Source organism: Peribacillus simplex (assembly GCF_900156045.1).
Taxonomy (GTDB): Bacteria; Bacillota; Bacilli; order Bacillales; family DSM-1321; genus Peribacillus; species Peribacillus simplex_D.
Genome location: NZ_FTMX01000008.1, coordinates 147,947 through 170,191, shown reverse-complemented (window position 1 = coordinate 170,191; position 22,245 = coordinate 147,947). Strand labels below are relative to the sequence as shown.

Annotated in this window: 24 protein-coding genes; 23 read left to right on the top strand and 1 reads right to left on the bottom strand. The window is 43.4% G+C overall.

What is annotated here, in order from left to right:
• Positions 1-9 precede the first annotated feature (9 nt).
• The 12 genes from BW986_RS23925 to BW986_RS23870 all read left to right on the top strand — a co-directional run bounded on the left by BW986_RS23925 (position 10) and on the right by BW986_RS23870 (position 10,869).
• Positions 10-657, top strand: coding sequence for a precorrin-8X methylmutase (locus BW986_RS23925; protein WP_034312499.1), 648 nt, complete (start codon positions 10-12; stop codon positions 655-657).
• Positions 658-662: 5 nt separating this feature from the next.
• Positions 663-1,796, top strand: a complete 1,134-nt coding sequence (locus tag BW986_RS23920; RefSeq protein WP_076371484.1) for a cobalt-precorrin-5B (C(1))-methyltransferase — start codon at positions 663-665, stop codon at positions 1,794-1,796.
• Positions 1,759-2,973: a bifunctional cobalt-precorrin-7 (C(5))-methyltransferase/cobalt-precorrin-6B (C(15))-methyltransferase gene (locus tag BW986_RS23915; protein ID WP_076371600.1), complete on the top strand. Its 1,215-nt coding sequence runs from the start codon at positions 1,759-1,761 to the stop codon at positions 2,971-2,973. Before BW986_RS23920 ends, BW986_RS23915 begins: the two co-directional genes overlap by 38 nt.
• Complete coding sequence (cobI, locus tag BW986_RS23910) at positions 2,966-3,673, top strand: precorrin-2 C(20)-methyltransferase (protein ID WP_076371482.1); 708 nt, start codon at positions 2,966-2,968, stop codon at positions 3,671-3,673. Before BW986_RS23915 ends, cobI begins: the two co-directional genes overlap by 8 nt.
• Positions 3,670-4,446, top strand: a complete 777-nt coding sequence (cobM, locus tag BW986_RS23905; protein WP_076371480.1) for a precorrin-4 C(11)-methyltransferase — start codon at positions 3,670-3,672, stop codon at positions 4,444-4,446. Before cobI ends, cobM begins: the two co-directional genes overlap by 4 nt.
• Positions 4,443-5,567 carry a cobalt-precorrin 5A hydrolase gene (locus BW986_RS23900; RefSeq protein WP_076371478.1) on the top strand — a complete coding sequence of 375 codons (1,125 nt, stop codon included), beginning with the start codon at positions 4,443-4,445 and terminating at the stop codon, positions 5,565-5,567. Before cobM ends, BW986_RS23900 begins: the two co-directional genes overlap by 4 nt.
• Positions 5,568-5,583: 16 nt before the next feature.
• On the top strand, positions 5,584-6,978 hold the full coding sequence (locus BW986_RS23895; RefSeq protein WP_076371476.1) for a cobyrinic acid a,c-diamide synthase CobB: 1,395 nt from the start codon (positions 5,584-5,586) through the stop codon (positions 6,976-6,978).
• Between the two features lie 35 nt (positions 6,979-7,013).
• On the top strand, positions 7,014-7,823 hold the full coding sequence (cobA, locus tag BW986_RS23890) for a uroporphyrinogen-III C-methyltransferase (RefSeq protein ID WP_076371474.1): 810 nt from the start codon (positions 7,014-7,016) through the stop codon (positions 7,821-7,823).
• Positions 7,802-8,365 (top strand): nitroreductase family protein, encoded by a 564-nt coding sequence (locus tag BW986_RS23885; RefSeq protein WP_076371472.1) that lies wholly within the window; start codon positions 7,802-7,804, stop codon positions 8,363-8,365. Before cobA ends, BW986_RS23885 begins: the two co-directional genes overlap by 22 nt.
• A 14-nt stretch (positions 8,366-8,379) precedes the next feature.
• The gene (locus BW986_RS23880) at positions 8,380-8,916 is read left to right on the top strand and encodes a cob(I)yrinic acid a,c-diamide adenosyltransferase (protein WP_076371470.1); all 537 of its coding nucleotides are present in this window, start codon (positions 8,380-8,382) and stop codon (positions 8,914-8,916) included.
• A 13-nt stretch (positions 8,917-8,929) separates the two neighbouring features.
• Positions 8,930-10,447 carry a cobyric acid synthase gene (locus BW986_RS23875; protein WP_076371468.1) on the top strand — a complete coding sequence of 506 codons (1,518 nt, stop codon included), beginning with the start codon at positions 8,930-8,932 and terminating at the stop codon, positions 10,445-10,447.
• Between the two features lie 149 nt (positions 10,448-10,596).
• Positions 10,597-10,869 (top strand): HU family DNA-binding protein, encoded by a 273-nt coding sequence (locus BW986_RS23870; RefSeq protein WP_076371466.1) that lies wholly within the window; start codon positions 10,597-10,599, stop codon positions 10,867-10,869.
• Positions 10,870-11,333: 464 nt separating this feature from the next.
• Here the strand turns inward: BW986_RS23870 and BW986_RS23865 are convergent, their stop codons facing one another.
• On the bottom strand, positions 11,334-12,119 hold the full coding sequence (locus BW986_RS23865; RefSeq protein WP_260320948.1) for a protein kinase domain-containing protein: 786 nt from the start codon (positions 12,117-12,119) through the stop codon (positions 11,334-11,336).
• 380 nt (positions 12,120-12,499) lie between these two features.
• On the opposite strand from BW986_RS23865, the gene BW986_RS23860 reads away from it, so the two are divergent.
• Genes BW986_RS23860 through BW986_RS23810 form a run of 11 tightly spaced genes read left to right on the top strand, consistent with a single transcriptional unit; the run spans position 12,500 to position 22,228 of the window.
• On the top strand, positions 12,500-12,847 hold the full coding sequence (locus BW986_RS23860; protein WP_081395765.1) for a flavin reductase family protein: 348 nt from the start codon (positions 12,500-12,502) through the stop codon (positions 12,845-12,847).
• Between the two features lie 11 nt (positions 12,848-12,858).
• Positions 12,859-14,340: a 4-hydroxyphenylacetate 3-hydroxylase family protein gene (locus tag BW986_RS23855; RefSeq protein WP_076371464.1), complete on the top strand. Its 1,482-nt coding sequence runs from the start codon at positions 12,859-12,861 to the stop codon at positions 14,338-14,340.
• 33 nt (positions 14,341-14,373) lie between these two features.
• Positions 14,374-15,123, top strand: coding sequence for an IclR family transcriptional regulator (locus tag BW986_RS23850; RefSeq protein WP_076371462.1), 750 nt, complete (start codon positions 14,374-14,376; stop codon positions 15,121-15,123).
• Positions 15,124-15,166: 43 nt separating this feature from the next.
• Positions 15,167-15,727: a 3-hydroxyanthranilate 3,4-dioxygenase gene (locus BW986_RS23845; RefSeq protein ID WP_076371460.1), complete on the top strand. Its 561-nt coding sequence runs from the start codon at positions 15,167-15,169 to the stop codon at positions 15,725-15,727.
• Positions 15,718-16,758 carry an amidohydrolase family protein gene (locus BW986_RS23840; RefSeq protein WP_179086153.1) on the top strand — a complete coding sequence of 347 codons (1,041 nt, stop codon included), beginning with the start codon at positions 15,718-15,720 and terminating at the stop codon, positions 16,756-16,758. The genes BW986_RS23845 and BW986_RS23840 overlap by 10 nt, the downstream gene beginning before the upstream one ends.
• Positions 16,721-17,182, top strand: a complete 462-nt coding sequence (locus BW986_RS23835) for a RidA family protein (protein WP_076371456.1) — start codon at positions 16,721-16,723, stop codon at positions 17,180-17,182. Before BW986_RS23840 ends, BW986_RS23835 begins: the two co-directional genes overlap by 38 nt.
• A gap of 47 nt (positions 17,183-17,229) precedes the next feature.
• Positions 17,230-18,705, top strand: a complete 1,476-nt coding sequence (locus BW986_RS23830; protein ID WP_076371454.1) for an aldehyde dehydrogenase — start codon at positions 17,230-17,232, stop codon at positions 18,703-18,705.
• Positions 18,706-18,723: 18 nt separating this feature from the next.
• A complete protein-coding gene (locus tag BW986_RS23825; RefSeq protein ID WP_076371452.1) occupies positions 18,724-19,506 on the top strand; it encodes a 2-keto-4-pentenoate hydratase in 783 nt (260 codons plus the stop codon).
• A 16-nt stretch (positions 19,507-19,522) separates the two neighbouring features.
• Positions 19,523-20,404 carry an acetaldehyde dehydrogenase (acetylating) gene (locus BW986_RS23820; protein ID WP_076371596.1) on the top strand — a complete coding sequence of 294 codons (882 nt, stop codon included), beginning with the start codon at positions 19,523-19,525 and terminating at the stop codon, positions 20,402-20,404.
• Positions 20,405-20,438: 34 nt separating this feature from the next.
• Positions 20,439-21,458: a 4-hydroxy-2-oxovalerate aldolase gene (gene dmpG / locus BW986_RS23815; RefSeq protein WP_076371594.1), complete on the top strand. Its 1,020-nt coding sequence runs from the start codon at positions 20,439-20,441 to the stop codon at positions 21,456-21,458.
• The gene (locus tag BW986_RS23810) at positions 21,455-22,228 is read left to right on the top strand and encodes a 2-keto-4-pentenoate hydratase (RefSeq protein WP_076371450.1); all 774 of its coding nucleotides are present in this window, start codon (positions 21,455-21,457) and stop codon (positions 22,226-22,228) included. The genes dmpG and BW986_RS23810 overlap by 4 nt, the downstream gene beginning before the upstream one ends.
• Positions 22,229-22,245 lie beyond the last annotated feature (17 nt).

Genomic DNA, 22,245 nt, shown 5'->3' with positions numbered 1-22,245 from the left:
GAATGCAAGATGGATTTTAAAACGGATTTTAAACCACTAACGGTAGACCCAGACAAAATATATGATTATAGCTTCTCAATCATAGCTGAAGAAATGGGTAATCATGATTTTTCTGAAGATGAATGGAAGATCGTCCGCCGGGTCATTCATGCTTCAGCGGATTTTGAATTGGGAAGAAGTGTCATCATCCATCCAAATGCCATTCAAGCTGGTGTGGAAGCCATTCGCAAAGGTAGACATGTCATTGCAGATGTGCAAATGATCGAGAGCGGTACAGGCAAAAAAAGATTTCAAAAACACGGCGGGGACGTTCATTGCTATATTTCAGATCCGGATGTGATGGTCGAAGCAAAACGTTTGAATACGACAAGGGCGATCATTTCGATGCAAAAAGCCGTTAAGGAAAATGAAGGGGGCATTTATGCCATTGGCAATGCACCTACAGCTTTACTTGAGCTCATTCGTCTTATTAAAGAAGGGATTGCAAAACCGGACTTAATCATTGGAATGCCTGTTGGGTTTGTTTCTGCAGCAGAATCTAAAGAGGAACTCGCTAAGATCACGGAGGTTCCATTCATTACGAATATTGGCCGAAAAGGCGGAAGTACTGTCACTGTTGCAGCATTGAACGCAATTTCCCTTTTAGCTGATAGTTAAAAATCATGGAAAAGAAAGTAAAAAAAGACCCCTCGCAAATGCGTCATGGGTATACGACAGGGGCATGTTCGACTGCCGTGACTAAAGCGGCATTGACTGCATTGATCACGGGGGATGCACTTGAGGAAGCGACGATTTCCTTGCCCATCGGGCGAGATGCCACTTTCACTATTGAGAAATATGATATATCGGAAAATGCTGTTAGTGCCGAAACGATCAAAGATGCCGGAGATGATCCCGATGCCACCCATCTGGCACATATTATCGCAACTGTCAGCTGGTCTGATGCACCTGGGATTATCCTGGATGGAGGGATAGGTGTGGGTCGTGTGACCAAACCCGGGCTTCCTGTCCCTGTAGGAGAAGCGGCCATTAATCCTGTACCGCGCAAAATGATTTTAACCACTGTGAAACAAACATTGGAAGAATTTAAGATCAATAGAGGAGTGAAAGTCGTCATCTCCGTGCCTGCAGGTGAAGAAATAGCGAAAAAAACATTAAATGGCCGTTTGGGGATTGTGGGCGGCATTTCCATTTTAGGAACAAGGGGCACCGTCGTCCCTTTTTCCAGTTCAGCCTATATGGCAAGCATCGTCCAGGCTATCAGTGTCGCCAAAGCGAGTGGGTGCGAGCATCTTGTCTTAACCACTGGCGGGCGCAGTGAAAAGTATGCGATGGGCCTTCTCCAGGATTTACCTGAGGAAGCCTTTATTGAAATGGGTGACTTTGTGGGCTTCTCACTTAAGCAATGTAAGAGGCAGGGAATTAAAAAGGTATCATTGGTCGGTATGATGGGCAAATTTTCCAAAGTGGCCCAAGGTGTGATGATGGTGCATTCAAAAAGTGCCCCGGTCGACTTCGGTTTTCTATCGGAAATAGCCCAGAGCGTCGGAGCTGATGATGATCTTGTTCTTGAAATCAAGAATGCAAACACAGCGTCACAAGTTGGGGACATGATGTCAGCGATAAATAATTTTGATTTTTTTAATAAACTATGTGAATCCTGCTGTCACTCTGCCATTAAGCAAGTGAAGGGCGGAATTGAAATGGAAACGGCGATTTATTCGTTGAAAGGACAATTACTGGGAAGGGCTGTTGGAATTGAGTCAATCGATGAAGTTAATCGGGATAGGGGATAACGGTCAGGAAAGCTTACTGCCCCAATATGCCCAATGGATAGAAGAAAGTGAAGTGCTGGTCGGAGGTGAACGGGTCTTATCGTTTTTTCCGAACTACTCTGGCAAGAAGATTGTCATAAAGGGCGGTATGAACAAGGTGGTGGAACAACTGCAGGATGAAACTCGTCCAACAGTTGTCTTAGCTTCCGGTGACCCATTGTTTTATGGAATGGGAGGCTATCTTTCCAGCAAAATCAACATAGAGGTTTACCCATATTTCAGTTCAATTCAGCTTGCTTTTGCAAAAATGGGTGAAAGCTGGCAAGATGCCTTCCTAGTTAGTGTTCATGGCCGGAGTATGAAAGGTCTGGCCCAAAGGATAGATGGGAAAGCGAAAGTAGCTTTGCTTACTGACATCGAAAATAGTCCAAATCAACTTGCTAAATATCTCATTTCATTCGGAATGACTGAATACCGGGCATTTGTGGCTGAAAATCTTCAAGGAGAAACCGAAGACTCTGGCTGGTATGAACTTGAAGAAATGTTGGAGCGGGAATTCTCCCCGTTGAATGTCGTCATTTTGAAAAGAAAATCAGAAGGTCCAAGCTGGTCCTTGGGGATAGAAGATGAAGAGTTTTCGCAGCGTAAGCCCGACAAAGGACTCATAACCAAAAAGGAAATTCGGGTATTAAGCCTGCATGTGCTGAATCTCAGGAAAAACAGCATCGTTTGGGATGTTGGGACGTGTACGGGCTCAATGGCAATTGAAGCGGCCAAGCTTGCATCCGAAGGCCAAATTTTCGCAATTGAAAAAAATGAGCCTGATTTAGAAAACTGTTATCAAAACCAGCGTAAATTCCGTACAGATATAACGGCAATTCATGGTAAAGCTCCGCAGGGGCTGGAAACTTTTCCGGATCCTGATGCGATTTTCATTGGCGGGACTGGCGGCGAAATGGCAGATCTCATCAATACATGCTGCAAACGGCTTAAAGAAGGCGGCAGGATCGTTCTGAATGCTGCGACGATTGAGAATCTTTACAGGGCTAATGAGGCATTTGCTGAAGCAGGTTTTCACACTTCCATCATGCACGCCCAAATCTCCAGAAGTAAGCCAATATTGGGTATGAACAGATTTGTTCCGCTTAATCCGGTTTATATCATTACTGCACAACGAAAGGAAGACATGAATGAGTAATCTTGGTACATTATATGGCCTTGGCGTGGGCCCGGGCGATCCAGAACTTATTACAGTAAAGGCATTTCGCGTGATCCAGGAATCTCCGGTCATTGCGTATCCAAAAAAAAGAAAAGGGAGTAAAAGCTACGCCCATCGCATTGTTGAAGTTTACATTCGTCCTGAAGAGAAGGATATGCTGGGACTGGTATTTCCGATGACGAAAGATCAAGCGATTTTGGACCGGGAATGGAACGGAACGGTTGAAAAAGTTTGGCAAAAATTAAATGAAGGTAAAGATGTTGCTTTCGTTACGGAAGGCGATCCGCTTTTATATAGTACGTTCATACATATGATGAAATTGATGCAGGAGCTGCATCCCGAAGTCGAAATCAAGACAGTCCCGGGCATTTCTTCTTTTAATGGGTCAGCGTCAAGGCTGGGCATCGCTTTGGCTGATGGTGATGATCATGTTGCGATAGTTCCTGCAAGGGATGACTATGAAGCGATGAAGAAGGCGATCGAAGATCATGATGCCGTGGTGTTCATCAAAGTGGCAAAGGTCATCGATTTAATGATCACCGTTTTAAGAGATTTGGACTTGCTTGAAAAGGCCTCGGTCGTAACCAAAGTCACTTCCGATGAAGAAGTGATTTGGAAAGTGAGTGAATTGGAAGGACTTGAACTGGAATACTTAACATTGATGGTGGTGAGAAAATGAAGATATATATTGTAGGTGCTGGCCCGGGTGACCCGGATTTGATTACTGTAAAAGGATTGAACATTCTCCAAACGGCTGATGTGATTTTATATACGGATTCATTAGTTAATGAAGAATTGATTGCTAAGGCAAAACCCGATGCCGAGGTGCTAAAAACGGCTGGTATGCATTTGGAGGAAATTGTTGGCATCATGGTTGAGCGTGTTAAAGAAGGAAAGATGGTTGCTAGAATCCATACAGGGGATCCTGCCATGTACGGTGCGATCATGGAACAAATTGTCCTTTTGAAGAAAGAGGGTATTGGTTATGAAGTGATCCCTGGGGTAAGTTCGGTATTCGCCTCGGCAGCGGCAATAGGTGCAGAGTTGACTATACCTGATTTAACTCAGACACTCATATTGACGAGGGCTGAAGGGCGTACGCCTGTTCCGGAATTTGAGAAGTTACGTGATTTGGCAAGCCACCACTGTACGATTGCCCTTTTCTTGAGTGCGACCTTGACTAAAAAAATCGTTAAAGAACTCCAGGAAGCCGGTTGGAAGGATGATACTCCGATAGCAGTCATTCAACGGGCAACATGGCCGGACCAAAAAATCGTCCGTACCACGTTAGTGAACTTAGATGATGATATGCGTAGAAATGGTATCCGCAAGCATGCGATGATTTTGGCTGGATGGGCGTTGGACCCTACCATCCATGATAAAGATGAATACCGTTCCAAATTATATGATGCGAGTTTTACCCACGGTTTCAGAAAAGGTGTTAAGCCATGATCATTGAATTGAAAGAAGCGGAACTTGCTCCCATTAAACGGTCTCATACTTATGCGATCGTGGCGATTACAAAGCATGGTGTCGAGCTGGCACGAAAATTACATACCGTTTTTTCGAATTCCGATCTATATTACATGAGCAAGTTTGAAAAAGGGGACGAAGAGCATAAACAGATCCAGCTTTTTTCGGGCAGTGTCCGTATGCTATTACCCGCTTTATTCAAGGAATATAAAGGAATCATATTAATTATTTCACTCGGTGCGGTAGTCAGGATGATTGCACCAATTTTGAAGGATAAGAAAACGGATCCGGGTGTCGTTGTCATTGATGATAAAGGGGAAAATGTCATCAGTGTACTGTCAGGGCATCTGGGAGGAGCGAATGAACTGACTAAGGAAGTTGCTGCAGCCCTTGACGCAAGAGCCATAATCACCACGGCATCGGATGTTCAAAAAACGATTCCTGTCGACTTATTCGGACAGCGCTTCGGCTGGATTTGGGATTCTGCAGAAAAATTGACGCCAGTGAGTGCGTCTGTTGTAAATGAAGAGCTTGTTGCCGTTGTACAGGAATCAGGTGAACGGAATTGGTGGACTTATGAAACGGCATTACCCGAACGCATAATCGTATACCCATCCATTGAAGAAGCGCTTCAAGCAAAGCCGCAAGCAGCGCTGGTCGTAACTCACCGTATTCTTAGCCAGTCGGAAAAGAGGATCCTTGAAAATGGGATCGTATATCGGCCAAAAGTCATTGCTCTCGGTATCGGGTGCAATAGGGGAACAGCGGCAGCTGAAATTGAACAGGTGATTGCAGAAACACTAGCGGAATTATCGTTTTCCTTAAAAAGCGTTAAAGCGATCTGTACAATTTCCTTAAAGAAAGACGAAATCGGCTTGATTGAAGTAGTTGAAAAATACGGCTGGGAATTCGTGCATTATGAACCGGAAGAGCTTAATCAAGCCAAAATCGAAGCGCCATCGGAAACAGTATTTAAATACACGGGTGCATATGGTGTGAGTGAACCGGCTGTGAGGATTTATACTAAAGCTGAACAATTGGAGCTGGTTAAGAAAAAATCGGGTAACGTAACCATTTCAGTTGGGATCATACCTTTTTAAGGAGGGAGAAGCAAATATGTACGATAGAAGATTGGTAATTGCGGGTACCGGAAGCGGTGTCGGTAAAACGACATTGACCATCGGAATCATGGCAGCCCTCCAGAAGAAAGGCTATACTGTCCAAGGGTTCAAATGTGGTCCTGACTATATTGACCCTACTTATCATACAGCGGTTACAGGACGGATTTCACGCAATCTTGACAGTTGGATGTTCGATCATGACACTGTCCGAGAAATTCTTACCAAAGCAGGTACCGGAGCAGATATATCGATCATCGAAGGAGTCATGGGCTTTTTCGATGGCAAAAGTCCTTTATCCAATACAGGATCGACGGCTGAAATCAGCATCATCACGCAAAGCCCTGTCCTGTTGGTAGTCAACTGTGCCAGCATGGCACGGAGTGCAGCTGCAATCGTAAAAGGATTTCAGGCCTTTTCGACCGGTCCGAACATCATTGGTGTAATTGCCAATCAAGTGGGAAGTGCGGGGCATTACAATATTGTCAAATCAGCCATTGAGCAAGAATGCGATGTACCGGTGCTGGGTTATATGAAGCGGGAAATGGATATTGATATTCCAAGCCGTCATTTGGGTTTAATTCCTGCTATTGAACGGGGGGAACTAAATCCGTTTTTCGATAAGCTTGCACAATTAATCATGGAAACGATCGATATCGATCAGTTGTACCGTTTATCCAAGACAAGCTCCGTTTCCAGTGGAAACTCAAATATATTTCAACCCCAAAATGAAAAGAAAGTGTGCATTGCCGTAGCAAAAGATGCTGCCTTCAATTTTTATTATCAGGAAAACCTTGAGTTGCTTGAAGCATTTGGGGCGAACATCAAGTATTTTTCTCCATTAAAAGGGGATGAAGTTCCATTGGAAGCTGATGGTTTATACCTTGGAGGCGGTTTTCCTGAGGAATTTGCAGCTGAACTTTCCGGTAACTTGGGTGCTATTAAATCCATCAGAAGCTCCATTGAAAAAGGGATGCCGACTCTAGCGGAATGCGGCGGTTTCATGTTTTTGAGCAAATCGATTGAAACAACTTCCAAAGAAACGCATCAGATGGCAGGTATTATTCCGGGCAGGATTAAAATGCAAAAAAAACTTGCAGCACTTGGTTATCGAGAAATTACAGGAACTCCAGGCAATTTTTTGATCAATGAAATGGAGCAGGCAAAAGGACATGAATTCCACTACTCGACATTCGAAGCGGATGATGATCTTACACATGCTTATGAAGCCAAAGGCAGATTCGGTTCGAAACAAGAGGGATGTGTATTGGGTAACCTTGTTGCTGGATATACTCACTTTCATTTTGCTTCCAATCCAATACTTGCAAAGAACTGGATCGATGCTTGCTTAAAACAAAAAAACAGATCTATTCATGAAACTATCAACAAGTAAAAGATATTTTTTGAAGATTAAGAGGAGGCGCGAGCATGAAACCGGGAAAAGTTCATTTGGTCGGTGCGGGTCCCGGAGATCCGAAACTGATTACGGTATATGGACTGGAATGTATCCAAAAGGCGGATGTCATTGCATATGACAGGCTTGTCAATCCAGAATTATTAACTTATGCAAAAGAAGATGCAGAACTGGTGTATTGCGGGAAATCACCAGGGAAACATCATCTCATTCAAAATGAAATACATGAACTTTTAGTGGAAAAGGCCTTACAGGGGAAAAACGTCACCCGTCTGAAGGGTGGAGATCCGTTTGTCTTTGGGCGGGGCGGTGAGGAAGCGGAGATACTGGCTGCTAACGGGATTGAATATGATATCGTCCCAGGAATCACGGCGGGAATCGCAGCACCGGCTTATGCGGGCATCCCGGTGACCCACCGTGATCATGCCTCAAGTTATGCCATTGTGACAGGCCATGGCCGTGATTACAAGGGGCAGGATAACTTGAATTGGCAGGCTTTGGCTCAGGGGATCGATACCATCGCCTTTTATATGGGAATAGGTAATATGCCGTTTATCTGTGAAAAATTGATGGAGCATGGCAGGGACGGCAAAACGCCAGTGGCTGTCATTGAATGGGGCACGACAGAAAAACAAAGGACGATTACCGGTACTTTGAGTTCGATTTCTTTGAAGGCTATAAAAGAAGAAATTCAAAATCCATCAATCTTTCTAGTAGGGGATGTCGTCCAATTAAGAGATAAAATCCAATGGTTTGAAAGAGTGATTGAATCAGAGTCCATTATTGAAGGGATTGAGTCGGAATGTCCATCATTCAAGAATTGAAGGAACGCCGGGCAATAAGGAATTACGAAGAAAAAGAAGTGGAAGACCAAAAAATCAGGCAGCTATTGGAAGCGGCTACCTATGCCCCTAACGACCGATTGCGTGAACCTTGGAGTTTTTATGTAATCAAGGGAGAGGCGAAGCACCGTTATGAAAGATTGGCAGAAAGGTATTTACATGAACGCTTCCCGACCAAACCGAAATTGATTGAAAGTTCACTGGAAGTTGTAAAGACGACACCGCTTATCATCGTCGTGACTTCCGATATTTTGCCCGATGATCCGGATTCATCCGAAGACAATGTATTCGCTTCTTGTTGTGCCGTCCATTCGATGTGGCTTGCCGCAAAAGAACTTGGTCTCGGATTCGTTTGGCGCACTAGAGGAGTTGGTCTTGTCAGGGATGAACGCCTGCACGAATTTATCGGTTCACCGGAAAACAAAAAAGTGATCGGCACCATTTTTGTCGGATACCCTAAAGGCGATCAACCGGTTCCTGCTACTAAAAGGACTTCATACATAGATAAAACAGTTTGGCTATGAAGGTAGGTGAGTGAGTGGCACGCAGAGGATTAATGCTTATTTATACAGGAAACGGGAAAGGGAAGACGACTGCCTCATTAGGAGTGACTTTAAGGGCAATCGGCAGAGGAATGAAAGTCAAATACCTTCAGTTCATAAAATCTCCAGAGCGTACATATGGGGAAGCATTGGCTTTAAAAAAATTAGGAGTTGAAATGGAACAGCTAGGTATTGGTTTTACATGGACCAAAACTCCAGAAGAGCATCGCAACGCATTATCGTTAGCTTGGGAAAAGGCGAGACTGGCCCTTAGTGATCCCGGCATTGATTTACTTGTTTTGGATGAGTTGAACAATGCATTGGCGATTTCCAAATTCCCGATTGAAGATGTCTTGCCATTGACTGAAGTCATCGATGCGATTCGAAATCGTCCAGCTCATATGCATGTAGTCATTACCGGCAGGGATGCCAAGCCAGAGCTTATGGAAATGGCCGATTTGGTTTCATCGATTGAGGCGACCAAGCATTATTATGACGAGGGCATCGGCGCTGTCAAAGGATTAGAGTTTTAAGGGGGTGAACGTAATGAAGGCACGATCCATCATGATACAAGGGACGTCATCTGATGTAGGGAAAAGTTTGATTTGTACGGCATTTTGCCGGGTATTTTCCAATAAAGGGTTACGTGTCGTCCCATTCAAATCACAAAACATGGCTTTGAATTCTTATGTAACCTTGGATGGCGGGGAAATCGGACGGGCTCAGGGAGTACAGGCGGAAGCAGCACGGATCACGGCAACGACCGATATGAATCCGATATTACTGAAACCGAAGCAGGATATGGTTTCGGAAGTCATCGTGCACGGAAAGCATTTTCTTGATATGAATGCAAAAAGCTATCGGTCCCAATTTGTCCAGGAAGCCATGCCGATCATCCGTAAATCGGTCGAAAAACTTCAAGAAGACTATGACATCATCGTTCTCGAAGGGGCAGGAAGCCCGGCTGAAATTAACCTTAAGGACCGGGATATCGCGAATATGCGAATGGCGAAACTCACGGATGCGGCAGTCATTTTGGTGGCCGATATTGATCGTGGTGGAGTATTTGCGTCCATCATCGGCACACTTGCTTTATTGGATCAAGATGAACGAGATAGTGTAAAGGGGATCATCATCAATAAATTTCGTGGCATGCGTGAATTGTTGGATGATGGCATTGAATGGGTGGAAAAGGAAACTGGGATTCCGGTTCTAGGGGTGCTGCCCTATCTAGACGTGAATATTGAAGCGGAAGATTCACTTGCTCTCTCCTCCTTACGTTTTAAAAAACCTAAAAAGGCCGAGTTTCCGATCGATGTAGCCGTCTTGAGATTTCCGCGGATCTCCAATTTTACAGATGTGGATCCTTTTTTTGATGAACCCGGAGTAGGTGTCCGCCTAGTAAGCAGTGTCCATGAGTTAGGTAATCCTGATCTGCTTATTTTGCCTGGTACAAAAAACACGATGGAAGATTTAGAATGGTTGAATCGTATGGGGTTGGATCGGGCCATCAATGAACTGCGGAAACAAGGAACGATGATCTTTGGCATATGCGGCGGTTTTCAAATGCTGGGGACTAAACTTTTCGATCCTGATGCGGTCGAAGGTGACGGTGAGAATGCGGAAGGGCTCTCGCTTCTTCCGGTGGAAACCGTTTTTCAAGCAGAAAAGAAAACGGTACAAATGGAAGGTGTCCTTTCTGCCGGGATAATGGAAGGTCAAATGAATCTTAACGGTTTCGAAATACATTTAGGCAGAACGACATTGAAGTCGCAAGTAAGGCCCTTTCTTTTATTGAAGGATGGAAGAGAGGATGGAGCCATTTCCAATGACAACAAGGTAATGGGAACATATCTTCATGGGATATTCCATAATCGCCTGTTCACTAGATTGCTTGTTAACCAAATTCGACGGAACAAGGGGTTGGAAGAAGTGAAGGAAAACGTCCAAAGCGACTCGGAGCGAAGGGAGGAAGCGTACAATCTCTTGGCTTCCCATTTGGAGGAAAACATTGATATGGATACCATCTATCAATGGCTGCAGCTGGAAACTTCAGGAAGTTAATGTTAATCAAAGCCCTTTTATCTTCCGAAAAGATCAATTTGGAGCTGCGATTCCTTTTATTTAGCCATAATAAGTGACAGAGGCATACAAGATATGTTATGTTGTCTTCTCTACATACTTTATACAAAATAAAAGGATGAGGTGTTCATATGAATAAAACAGAATTAGTGAGCAGTGTTGCAGCCCAAGCTGAACTGACAAAAGACGAAGCAAAAAAAGTAGTGGATGCATTGTTTGAAACAATCACGGCTACACTTGCTAAAGAAGAAAAAATCCAATTAGTTGGTTTTGGTACATTTGAAGTGCGTGACCGCGCTGCCCGTACAGGAAGAAACCCGCAAACTGGCGAAGAAATACAAATTGCAGCTAGTAAAGTACCGGCTTTTAAAGCAGGTAAGGAATTAAAAGACGCTGTAAAATAAAAGAGTAACGAAAAAACCTGGCGATGCGATATTCGCCAGGTTTTTTTGTATACTGTCTGATTTTGATTTGCGCTTCGAAGATCAGTAAATGACAGTCATCTTTATATATTAGGTGCCATTTTCAAACGGAGGCGTATAGGGTGTTCTCATGACCAACAATGGAAGAAGCCCACTCCATGAAGCGGTTATGGAACGTAACACAAATGAAAAAAAATTATAGTACTTATTAGTAAGGTTTATACTGTGTCTATGTTAGGCTAAGTAATAACAAGTTTTAAAACCAAAATAAAAGAGGTGAAAGATATGCTGAAGAAAATAATGAAAAAAATCAAACAGCTTTCCCAAGGAAGCAGTGAGCGAAGACATGGTCATTATCGCCGAGGCAGCAGCAGCAGCCGAGGGTATAAAAGGTATCCCATGAGTGGAAGTGACCGCTACAAGAGAAAGGGGCGTGGCAGCAGCAGCTAATTCAATTTCTTTGACTGCAATGCAGCTCGCAGGTCCATTGAGATTTCCTTGATATCTGAATAAGGTTCTTGGATGCTTAATAACCTTTTCAGTATATGCACGGTTTCTTTTTCTAACGAAAGCTCTTCTGTCCAAGGAAGAGCCTTTTTACTTTTGGAAGCGTACGTTGTATAAAGTACATATAGAAGTATTTGCCCCAAGTCGTAAAAATCCTGCCTTTTCTGCTGTAAAATGGATTCTTGTGCCAGATCTGCCGAGTTGAACATTTTAGACAAACCAAAGTCTATCAAAATGGGCTGATGGTTCTTAAGTAAAATATTTGGTATACGTAAATCCTGATGGCAAATGTCATGGCCATGTAGATAAGATACTAAACCGACCAGCTCATCCAGAAAAAGTAGAGACTCTTTCTCATTGAACGTTAATTGATTCAAGAAAATATGGTCTTCCAAATTATCCCCTTCAATGAAATCCATCACAAAATAAACATTTCCGTCATGTGAAAAATTCTCGTGAAATTTGGGGATGTTTTTGTGATTTAACATTCGTAATATGGTCATTTCATTTTCAAACTGTTTGAGCTCTTTTTTGCTGCGCCGTTTACTATTCCGGAGCTGCTTGATCACTATATTCTCATTCTTTTTCAAATTATTGCAAAGGTAGACAAGACCATAGCTTCCTGTACCGATTAAAGTTTTCACCTCGTAACGGTCATTCAAAACCACTCCTTTTTTTAAAGGAATATCCACGAAAAATTGATAGATCTTTCTTAAGGAACGCAAAATTGATACTTCCCTCACCACTTTCATATATTCGAGTCGAAAAAGACCATTATTCATTAAGCTGGAAATATGAATGTCCATGGATAGTTTAACACTGATTTTTGGTAATGCGGTAATGAAAGTCTTTTTTACGATAATTCACAATTAAAACGAGCTATTTAAAAAAATTTCCTTAAATTTCATAATATGAAATTATATGATTTTTAAAATTATTTAGTTTACTATAATGAATTCATAATGAAAGAGTAGGAGGTGATAAGATGGATGGGCGCAAGTTGAGAAATTGCTTTGGTAAATTCCCAACCGGAGTCGCGATAGTGAGCTGGTTTGATGGGAAAGTTCAAAAGGGCATCACTGTGAATTCATTTACCTAGGTTTCCTTGGATCCCCCGCTCGCTTTAGTATCCATTCATAATGAAGCAAAAGCCTGCACTGGCATGAAATATAAATCTTTTACCATTAATATTTTGTCGGATGAACAAGAATCCATTGCAGGGCAATTTGCGTGCAATAAACAGGAAACACTTGAAATTGACTGGGAGAACAAGGGGAATTCTCCAAAAATAAATGGAAGTGTCGCTTGGATGGAATACAAACCATGGAGAGAGTTTGAGGCTGGTGATCATGTATTTTTCTTCGATGAGATCCAGGAGTTACATTTTGAAGATTTGGAAGCGTTTACTTTTTATCGGGGGAAAATGGGGTCTGCTAAACAACTTGTAAAATAAGGGGGTTTCTTATGGGCATTAAAACCGGCGAAGAATATATTAATAGAATTAAATCAAGGAAGCCAGAAGTCTGGCTTGGTGGAAGAGTGGTTGAGGATATTTATAATGAGCCAATTTTTAAGCAGCCGATACAAGAAATTGCAAAGTTGTATGACATTCAACATGACCCGGAATATCAAGATGAAATCACTCACATTTGCAAAGAAACCGGGGAACGTGTCAATAATGCTTTTTTATTCCCGAAGACATCGGAGGATTTGCAAAAAAGAAGTAAATTATTTGAAGTGTATGCAAGGATGACATATGGACTAATGGGGAGAACGCCGGACTTTTTAAATGTCGTGGTCACTTCCATGGCACATAACTCCTGGTTTCTTGATGAATACAACAAAGACTGGTCACAGAACATCAAGGATTATTATGCCTATATTCGTGACAATGATTTATTCTTGACGCATGCAATCATTAATCCTCAAAATGATCGAAGCAAGCAATCTTATGAACAAAAAGAAACATATACCCACTTAGGGACTGTTGAGGAAAAAGAAGAAGGAATACTTGTACGCGGTGCAAAGATGTTAGCAACCCTGGCACCGATTACAGATGAGGTGATTATCTATTCTTTCCCAGGATTCACACCAGGCGATGAACGTCACGCGGTAGCATTTGCACTGCCAATCGATACGCCTGGACTGCGCATAATCTGCCGGGAACCTATGCAGGACGGAACACGCTCGATATTTGACCATCCACTGGCCTCCCGATATGAGGAAATGGATGCCTTGCTTGTATTCAATGATGTACTGGTTCCTTGGAATCGCGTCTTCTTATACAACAATGTGGATGCGGCAAACCGCTTGTATCCAATGACGGGAATTGCTGAACAGCCTGCTCACCAATCAGGAGTGCGTGGATATATTAAACTGGCATTTGCCGTTGAGGTTGCCTGTAAAGTGGCAGACTCCATCGGAGTTGATGGATTCCTGCATGTACAGCGTGATTTGGGTGAACTTGTTCAATCCGTCGAAGTCATCCGTTCATTGCTTCGGGTAGCGGAATATGAATATACGATTAATGATTATGGTGAGGCCCGGCCAAATCCGGATGCATTGGAAACGATTCGCGGCTTCCTTCCGGAGATGTATCCTCGTGCCATCGAAGTTATCCAGACCATTGGAGCTGGCGGGCTGTTGATGTCTCCGACAGGGGCCGACTTTGATAATCCGGAATTGCGCAGTGATATCGATAAATATTATGGAGGACGAAGCGGGGTTTCCGCGGAAGAGCGTGTACGGGTGTTTAAACTGGCTTGGGATTTATGCGGGGAAGCATTTGGACAGCGCCTCCTTCAATACGAACGCTATTACACGGGTGATCCAGTTCGGAAAAGAGCGATTTTTTATAATAAATATAAGAAAAACAAGAACTTTGCCATGGTCGATGAAGTGCTTAACAAACCGATTCAAGTAGCCATCGATGCGGTTAGCCAATAACTTTAATAGTTGAATGGGGAGGGGGCGGCCGTCATGATTTCGTCCGTTGAGAAGCTAATAAAGATACTTGATTTATTCACAAATGAAGAACCCTCACTTGGAAATAAGGAAATAGCCGAAAAATTGAATATGAGTCCAAGCTCATCTCATCATCTAGTGAAAACGATGTGCAAGGATGGGATGCTGATCCAAGGCAAAGATCGAAAGTACCGGCTTGGATGGAAGCTGCTTGAGTGGAGCAGTAGAGCCATGTATCAGCAGGATATTCATTATGAAGCAGGTCCAATTATAAGTAATCTTGTCCTGCAATTTAGTGGTAATTCTCACATCGGTATGTTTCACGAAGGCGAAGTCAGGTTTGTGATGAAAATGTCGTCCCCTCACGCCGAGCATATGACCACATATATAGGAGCAAGAAAACCGGCTCATTGTACGAGCGCCGGGAAAGTATTGCTTGCCTTTAACCCATCCTTTATTCAGCCTACGCTGGCAAAAGGGCTATTGAAGCACTCAACTAACACGATTACTTGCATCAACCAATTTAATGAAGAGTTAAAGGACGTCCGCAAACAAGGATTTGCGATTAGTGATGATGAAAATGATTTTGGGTTATATGGCGTTGCAGCACCCATTAAATCCTATAATGGCCAAGTTATTGCTGCACTTAACCTTGTCGGGGATCGGAATTATATGATTGGGAAAGAAAAAACGAGAATTATTCAGTCGGTGATTCGTTCGGCACAAATGATTTCAAAACAAGTTGGTTATATGTCACTAATATAAATTTTTTGACTATTATGAAAATTAAATGGGAGGTAGTTTATTTATGAAAGGACATGCTCAATCTTCAAAATTACAGGCTAGATCATTAAATCTCATGAAAGTTATAGAAGACAATAAAGATTTATTGAAACCGCCGGTTAATAACAAAGTGCTTTGGGAAGATTCCGAATTCATCGTCATGCTTCTGGGTGGTCCGAATTATCGGCGCGATTTTCATGTAGACCCTTCAGACGAGCTATTTTATCAGATAAAAGGATCCTGCTATGTAGAATGCATCAATCAAAGCGGCGTGCGTGAAGTAGTGGAGGTGAAAGAAGGGGAAATATTTATGCTGCCAGCTGACGTACCACATTCCCCTCACCGTGTACCGGATACTTATGGCATTGTCGTAGAGCGCAAGCGTGCTAAAGATGAGCTAGAAGATCTTGTTTGGTTCTGCGGGAATTGTAACCATGAGATGCTCAAAGCTACGATCCAATTGACGAATATTGAGGTCCAGGTGAAAGAGGCGATTGAGGCTTTCAACGGAAGTAAGGAACTTCGCACCTGTAGTGAATGCGGTCATGTCATGTCAGAAAACGTTGAGGCTTGGAAATGCGAATAGATTTCCATACCCATATTCTTCCGTTGGACCTGCCCGACTTAACCGGAAAATTTGGTCAGGGACGCTGGCCAGTGCTAGAGCGGAAATGTTCTTGCGGGGCAGATATCATGGTAAGCGGAAAGCTGTTCAGGAAAGTGACTGACCAGGTATGGGACCCTGAAAAACGTATTCAGGATATGGATGCGGAAGGAGTCGATATGCAGGTGCTCTCACCTGTGCCAGTGACATTTTCATACTGGGCGCCAATTGACCAGGCGCTATACATGTCCCAGTTCCAGAATGATTTCATTGCCGAGACTGTGAACAGGCATCCAGACAGGTTCATCGGTCTCGGAACTGTACCGCTTCAGGATTTGAAAGTGGCAATTGGGGAAATGGAACGCTGTAAATTTGAGCTAGGCTTGGCGGGAATCGAAATTGGTACTAACGTAAATGGAGAAAACCTGGATTCCCCTGTTTTGTTGGAATTCTTCCAAATGGCCGAAAAGTGGAATGTCCCACTGTTTATCCACCCATGGGAGACAATGGCAAAAGACCGAACGGAACGGCATAACCTCATGTATACAGTGGCGATGCCGAGTGAAACGGCATTGGCGGCAGCAAGCATTTTATGGAGTGGCGTCATGGAAAAGTTTCCGGATCTGAAAATCTGTTTTGCACATGGCGGGGGCTCATTTCCATATATTTTACCGCGGATCGATAAGGGATGGGAAGTATGGCCTGATTTAAGAAAAACATCAATGCAGCCAAGCTACTATGCGCAAAAGTTTTATTTCGATTCACTGAACTATGATACCCGGAATATTCAGTATCTGATTGACCGTTTTGGATATAAGAAAGTGCTGATGGGTTCCGACTATCCATTTTTATTGAGAGAAAATCCCCCAGGCCGGGTGATTGATGACACTCTAATTCTATCAGATGAAGTGAAAGCGGATCTTCTAGGGAGAAATGCATTGAGGTTTTTAAATTTGGAATCACGAGGGGAGAAGCATGGAAAAACAAATAAAAGTACCAGAACAAGTCCTTGAAGAACTTGGAATCATGCTTGAGCCACCAAGGGAAGCGGTCGGCAACTACGTAAGCCACGTCCGGGTGGGAAATTTGATTTTCACATCCGGACAAGGTGTTGATGAATATCACGGCAAGCTTGGCAAAGAGCTGAAGGAAGAGGAAGGGTATCAGGCAGCGAGGCAGTCAATGATTAATCTTTTGAGGGTACTGAAGGAAGAGCTTGGAGAACTATCCAGAGTGAAGAAGGTAATTAAAATTCTCGGAATGGTTAATTCAACAGAAAACTTCACTGGACAGCCCAAAGTATTGAATGGCGCATCAGACCTGCTTGTGGCCGTCTTTGGAGAGAGGGGTAGACATGCTCGGTCAGCAGTGGGAATGGCCCAGCTTCCAAATAATACTGCAATTGAAATTGAAATGATTGTGGAAATACAAGATTGAGGAACTCGAAATAAGCGGGTGTCTCAATAAAGGGAGAGGGATGTTTCATGCAAGCAGCAAAAGATAGTATAAATACAACTAAATCAATAGATTGCCGGCACTTTATTAACGGGGAATTCCTGAATCCAGATCAATCCAAGACTTTTGACAATATCAATCCCGCAACGGAAAAAATGCTTGGATGGGTTGCAGAAGGAGGAAAAGAGGAGGTGAATCAGGCTGTTTCTGCAGCAAGACATGCTCTTAAAGGTCCTTGGAAATCTTTTACCGATAATGAGCGCTCTGCGGTTCTAAGGCGAATCGGCGATATCATTTTGGAAAAGAAAGAAGAACTGACAATGTTGGAAACCCTTGATACAGGGAAACCATATAGCCTTGCACTGGAAATGGACATCAAGCGTTCAGCTCACAATTTCCACTTTTTTGCGGACTATATCACTACACTTGGTAATGAATCCTTCAATCAGGACAACATGGCACTTCATTATTCCATTAGGCGGCCCGTCGGGGTGGTAGGGATGATCAATCCTTGGAATTTACCTTTGCTATTGTTGACATGGAAATTGGCACCATGCCTGGCAGCTGGCAATACAGCGGTTATGAAACCGGCTGAATTGACACCGATGACAGCGACAAAGTTAATGGAAATATGTAAGGAAGCGGGAGTTCCCGATGGAGTTGTCAACCTTGTGCATGGATATGGTGTAAATTCAGCTGGAGCTGCTCTAAGTGAGCATCCGGACGTCGATGCGATAACATTCACAGGGGAAACAAAAACGGGAACGGCGATCATGAAAGCTGCTGCGCCCACGTTGAAAAAAATCTCCTTTGAACTGGGCGGGAAAAATCCAAATATTGTGTTTGCAGACTCGAATCTTGATGAAGTAATCGAAACGACATTGAAATCAAGTTTCATGAACCAAGGTGAAGTTTGTTTATGTGGATCACGAATCTATGTTCAGCAAGGATTGTATGACGAATTCCTTGAAAAGATGGTCGCGCGAACAAAAAAATTAAAAGTCGGGGATCCGTTTGATTCCGAAACGGATGTAGGAGCTGTAATAGGAAAAGAACATTATAAAAAAGTGATGAGTTACATTGACCTGGCGAAAGAAGAAGGAGCGAAAATATTAACTGGAGGAAGAAGAGCCGGACAGTTTGATAAAGGTTTTTTCATTGAGCCGACAATTATTGCCGGAGTTACGCGTGAATCCCGTTGTGTAAGGGAAGAAATTTTTGGTCCTGTGGTAACGGTCATGCCTTTCGAAACGGAAGAAGAAGTACTGGAGCACGCTAATGATACTCATTACGGACTGGGGGCAACGATCTGGACCAACGATTTAAGGAGGGCGCATCGTGTCGCTTCTAAAATAGAGGCGGGCATTATCTGGGTGAATACCTGGTATTTGCGTGATTTGCGCACACCTTTTGGGGGCATGAAGCACAGTGGCATCGGCCGTGAAGGTGGATCGCATAGCTTCGAATTTTACAGTGAATTGTCTAACGTAACGATTAAGTTATAAAGAAGGAGGGAAGCATTCATGAACGTTAGTTTAACAGAATGGTCTGCCAGGTTTTTGAAAGCGGAAAAAACAGGAATTGGGATTTCGGCCCCCACCAGTGAAATTCCGGATTTGGACGTGGAGGATGCCTACCAAATTCAGCTTGAAACCATTCGAAGGAAAATCCAGTCCGGTCTGGAAGTATCAGGTAAGAAAATAGGCTTGACTTCAAAGGCTATGCAGGAGGTTCTGGGAGTGAATGAACCAGATTATGGACATTTACTTGATGGGATGAAAATAGAAAATAATGGATGTATTTCGAGTCTGCGGTTGATCCAACCGAAAGTGGAGGCAGAAGTAGCTTTTATTTTAAAGAAAGATCTACATGGTCCCAATATTACGGTTGAAAATGTAATCGAAGCCACTGATTATGTGGTTGCTTCGATCGAAGTGGTTGATAGCCGGGTGATGGACTGGAAGATTAAACTTCCGGACACTGTGGCGGATAATGCATCATCGGGGCTATATATTCTGGGAGATCGCAAAATTCACTTGAGTGATATCGACCTCCCTACCATTCGAATGAGCCTTTATAAAAATGGCGAATTCATAAACCAAGGAACAGGTGAAGCAGTACTTGGAAATCCAGCAACGTGCGTAGCCTGGCTGGCAAATAAACTGCATGGGTTTAAAGGTTCATTGAGAGCGGGCGAAGTAATTTTGTCCGGTGCGTTATCCGCAGCAATCGAAGCGAAACCAGGTGACCGTTTTTCTGCTGACTTTGGAGAAAAACTTGGAAAGGTTTCGGTTAATTTTGAGTGAAAGGAGCCCAGAGGCCTTGAAAAAACTAAAAGTAGGCATTATTGGATCAGGGAATATCGGCACGGACTTAATGATGAAAATTCATCGGTCGGATGTTCTGGAAATGTCGGTTATGATTGGTATCGACACGGAATCAGAGGGTTTGAAGAAGGCAAGGATGCACGGACATCATGTCATTGAAAATGGCATGGATGGTTTTTTGGAAAGGCCGGAGCTTGCAGACATTTTATTCGATGCCACATCTGCGAAGGCGCATGTTTTTCACTGCAAAGCCTTGAAAAAGATGAACAAGAAGCTGATAGACTTGACGCCTGCCGCAATCGGACCGTTTATCGTTCCTTCCGTGAATTTAAAAGAAAATTTGAATGAGGCGGTCGTTAACATGATTACATGCGGCGGTCAGGCAACAATCCCCATCGTTCATGCGATCAGTCAAGTGGCCCTGGTCGAATATGCCGAGATAATAGCGACAATTTCCAGCAGGAGTGCCGGTACGGGAACCCGTGCCAATATTGATGAATTCACCCAAACGACGGCAAGGGCCTTGGAACAGGTGGGTGGAGCGAAAAAAGGAAAAGCTATCATTCTGCTAAATCCGGCCGAACCGCCACTCATCATGAGGGATACCATTCATTGTCTGCTTCAATCGGATTCCTTTGATGTGGAGGAAATAACAACGTCCATAAATAAGATGGCGGAAAAAGTCTCTGAATATGTTCCAGGATATCGCCTGAAGACAGAGCCGATATTTGATGGGAAACAAATAACGGTCCTTCTTGAAGTGAAAGGGTTAGGGGATTTTCTTCCCGTATATGCAGGCAATTTGGATATAATGACTGCTTCAGCTGTAAAAGTAGGGGAAGAGATCGCTAAAAGCCAATTCGAACAATTTGTTTGAAAAAGGTAATCGGAACTGTAAAGGTGGGGTTCATTTGGATAAAGATGTATTGGTGACTGAAGTTGCATTGCGGGATGGGAGCCATGTAGTGGCACATCAGTTCACCATCGATCAAGTAAAGAACATGACTGGGAAACTTAGTGCAGCAGGTGTCCCTTATATTGAAGTGTCGCATGGAGATGGCCTGGGAGGATCATCCTTACAATATGGTTTTTCAAAAGTGAATGATATTGAATTGGTGGAAGCCGCTGTTGAATCAGCAGGCCAATCGGTTATTTCAGTACTTTTAATCCCTGGAATAGGGACAATCGATCATTTAAGGGAAGCTGCTCAAGTTGGGGCGAAAATGGCGCGGATTGCAACCCACGTAACGGAAGCGGATGTCTCAAAGCAACATCTGGAAGCTGCGAAACATCTCGGTATGGAAGCAATCGGTTTTTTAATGATGTCTCACATGGCATCACCGGAAAAACTTCTTGAACAAGCCATTTTAATGGAATCCTATGGAGCGGATGCTGTGTATGTTGTTGATTCCGCAGGATCTTTCTTGCCCCAAGATGTGAAGAAGCGGATCAGGTTATTAAGATCGAAGCTGAATATCGATATCGGTTTCCATGCTCATAATAACTTATCGCTCGCTGTGGCAAACTCGCTAATAGCAATTGAAGAAGGGGCGAATAGGATCGATGGCAGCATCCGCTGTCTCGGTGCAGGGGCTGGTAATACCCAGACGGAAGTGCTTGTTGCCGTTCTGGATAGGATGGGTATCCGTACCGAAATTGACTTATATAAAATGCTCGATCTTTCGGAGGAAGTTGGAAATACAATCATGCCCAAGCCCCAGGAAATAACAGACTCGAGTTTAATCATGGGTTATAGTGGCGTGTACTCCAGCTTTTTATTGCATGCAAATAAAGCGGCGAAAAAGTATGGAGTTGATGCCCGGGATATTTTGATTGAACTTGGCCGACAAAAAGTGGTTGGGGGTCAGGAAGATACCATAATTGAAGTAGCTGAGCAAATGGCGTTTCAGAAAGGAGGGACTTTAAGATGAAACTAGATCAACTAGCAAAACGGGTAGCCGAATCGCAAAAAAGCGGACGTGAAATGGATAAGCTTACATTATCCAATCCTGAACTAACAGTAAATCAAGCATATGAAATTCAGAAGTTGAGCATAAATGAGACGATCAATGGTGATAACAGATTCATCGGGTGGAAGATGGGCTTGACGAGCAAAGCTAAACAACAGCAAGTAGGGGTAGAGGAAGCAATCTATGGCAGATTGACATCTGCAATGGAACTAACTAAACCAGTATTAAAAGTTGGGGAACTCATTCATCCGAGAGTGGAACCCGAATTTGCTTTCTTGTTCAAGGACGAACTGAAAGGTGCAAATATAACCGCGAAAGATGTCTGGCCGGCTGTAGAATGTGTATTTCTTGCACTAGAAGTTATTGACAGCCGTTACAAAAATTTTTCTTTCACACTTACCGATGTAGTAGCGGATAACGCATCCTCAGCCAAAATCCTGCTTAGCAATCAAGCTTATTCTCCGTACCACACGGACTGGGCTCAAGCAGAAGTTACGCTTTATCAAAATGGTGAAATGCAAAAGAGGGGTCTTGGAGAAGCTGTACTCGATCATCCGATTCACTCGATTGTGGAACTTGTAAAAATGATCAGCCGTGAAGGACTTTCCATTCAGGCTGGAATGATTGTATTGGTAGGCGGAATTACAGATGCCGTTTCCATACAGGCAAACGATGAAATAATAGCGGATTACGGTGAACTAGGGAAACTGACATTACATGTTATATCGTGAAATATGGCAAAGGGGAG

Bases quoted from the DNA above. Each gene is read 5' to 3' on its own strand.
- BW986_RS23830 (WP_076371454.1), top strand. From the start codon at position 17,230: ATGCAAGCAGCAAAAGATAGTATAAATACAACTAAATCAATAGATTGC.
- BW986_RS23855 (WP_076371464.1), top strand. From the start codon at position 12,859: ATGGGCATTAAAACCGGCGAAGAATATATTAATAGAATTAAATCAAGG.
- BW986_RS23810 (WP_076371450.1), top strand. From the start codon at position 21,455: ATGAAACTAGATCAACTAGCAAAACGGGTAGCCGAATCGCAAAAAAGC.
- cobM (WP_076371480.1), top strand. From the start codon at position 3,670: ATGAAGATATATATTGTAGGTGCTGGCCCGGGTGACCCGGATTTGATT.
- BW986_RS23870 (WP_076371466.1), top strand. From the start codon at position 10,597: ATGAATAAAACAGAATTAGTGAGCAGTGTTGCAGCCCAAGCTGAACTG.
- cobA (WP_076371474.1), top strand. From the start codon at position 7,014: ATGAAACCGGGAAAAGTTCATTTGGTCGGTGCGGGTCCCGGAGATCCG.
- BW986_RS23845 (WP_076371460.1), top strand. From the start codon at position 15,167: ATGAAAGGACATGCTCAATCTTCAAAATTACAGGCTAGATCATTAAAT.
- BW986_RS23925 (WP_034312499.1), top strand. From the start codon at position 10: ATGGATTTTAAAACGGATTTTAAACCACTAACGGTAGACCCAGACAAA.
- BW986_RS23895 (WP_076371476.1), top strand. From the start codon at position 5,584: ATGTACGATAGAAGATTGGTAATTGCGGGTACCGGAAGCGGTGTCGGT.
- BW986_RS23875 (WP_076371468.1), top strand. From the start codon at position 8,930: ATGAAGGCACGATCCATCATGATACAAGGGACGTCATCTGATGTAGGG.
- BW986_RS23900 (WP_076371478.1), top strand. From the start codon at position 4,443: ATGATCATTGAATTGAAAGAAGCGGAACTTGCTCCCATTAAACGGTCT.
- BW986_RS23825 (WP_076371452.1), top strand. From the start codon at position 18,724: ATGAACGTTAGTTTAACAGAATGGTCTGCCAGGTTTTTGAAAGCGGAA.
- BW986_RS23920 (WP_076371484.1), top strand. From the start codon at position 663: ATGGAAAAGAAAGTAAAAAAAGACCCCTCGCAAATGCGTCATGGGTAT.
- BW986_RS23850 (WP_076371462.1), top strand. From the start codon at position 14,374: ATGATTTCGTCCGTTGAGAAGCTAATAAAGATACTTGATTTATTCACA.
- BW986_RS23835 (WP_076371456.1), top strand. From the start codon at position 16,721: ATGGAAAAACAAATAAAAGTACCAGAACAAGTCCTTGAAGAACTTGGA.
- cobI (WP_076371482.1), top strand. From the start codon at position 2,966: ATGAGTAATCTTGGTACATTATATGGCCTTGGCGTGGGCCCGGGCGAT.
- BW986_RS23840 (WP_179086153.1), top strand. From the start codon at position 15,718: ATGCGAATAGATTTCCATACCCATATTCTTCCGTTGGACCTGCCCGAC.
- BW986_RS23885 (WP_076371472.1), top strand. From the start codon at position 7,802: ATGTCCATCATTCAAGAATTGAAGGAACGCCGGGCAATAAGGAATTAC.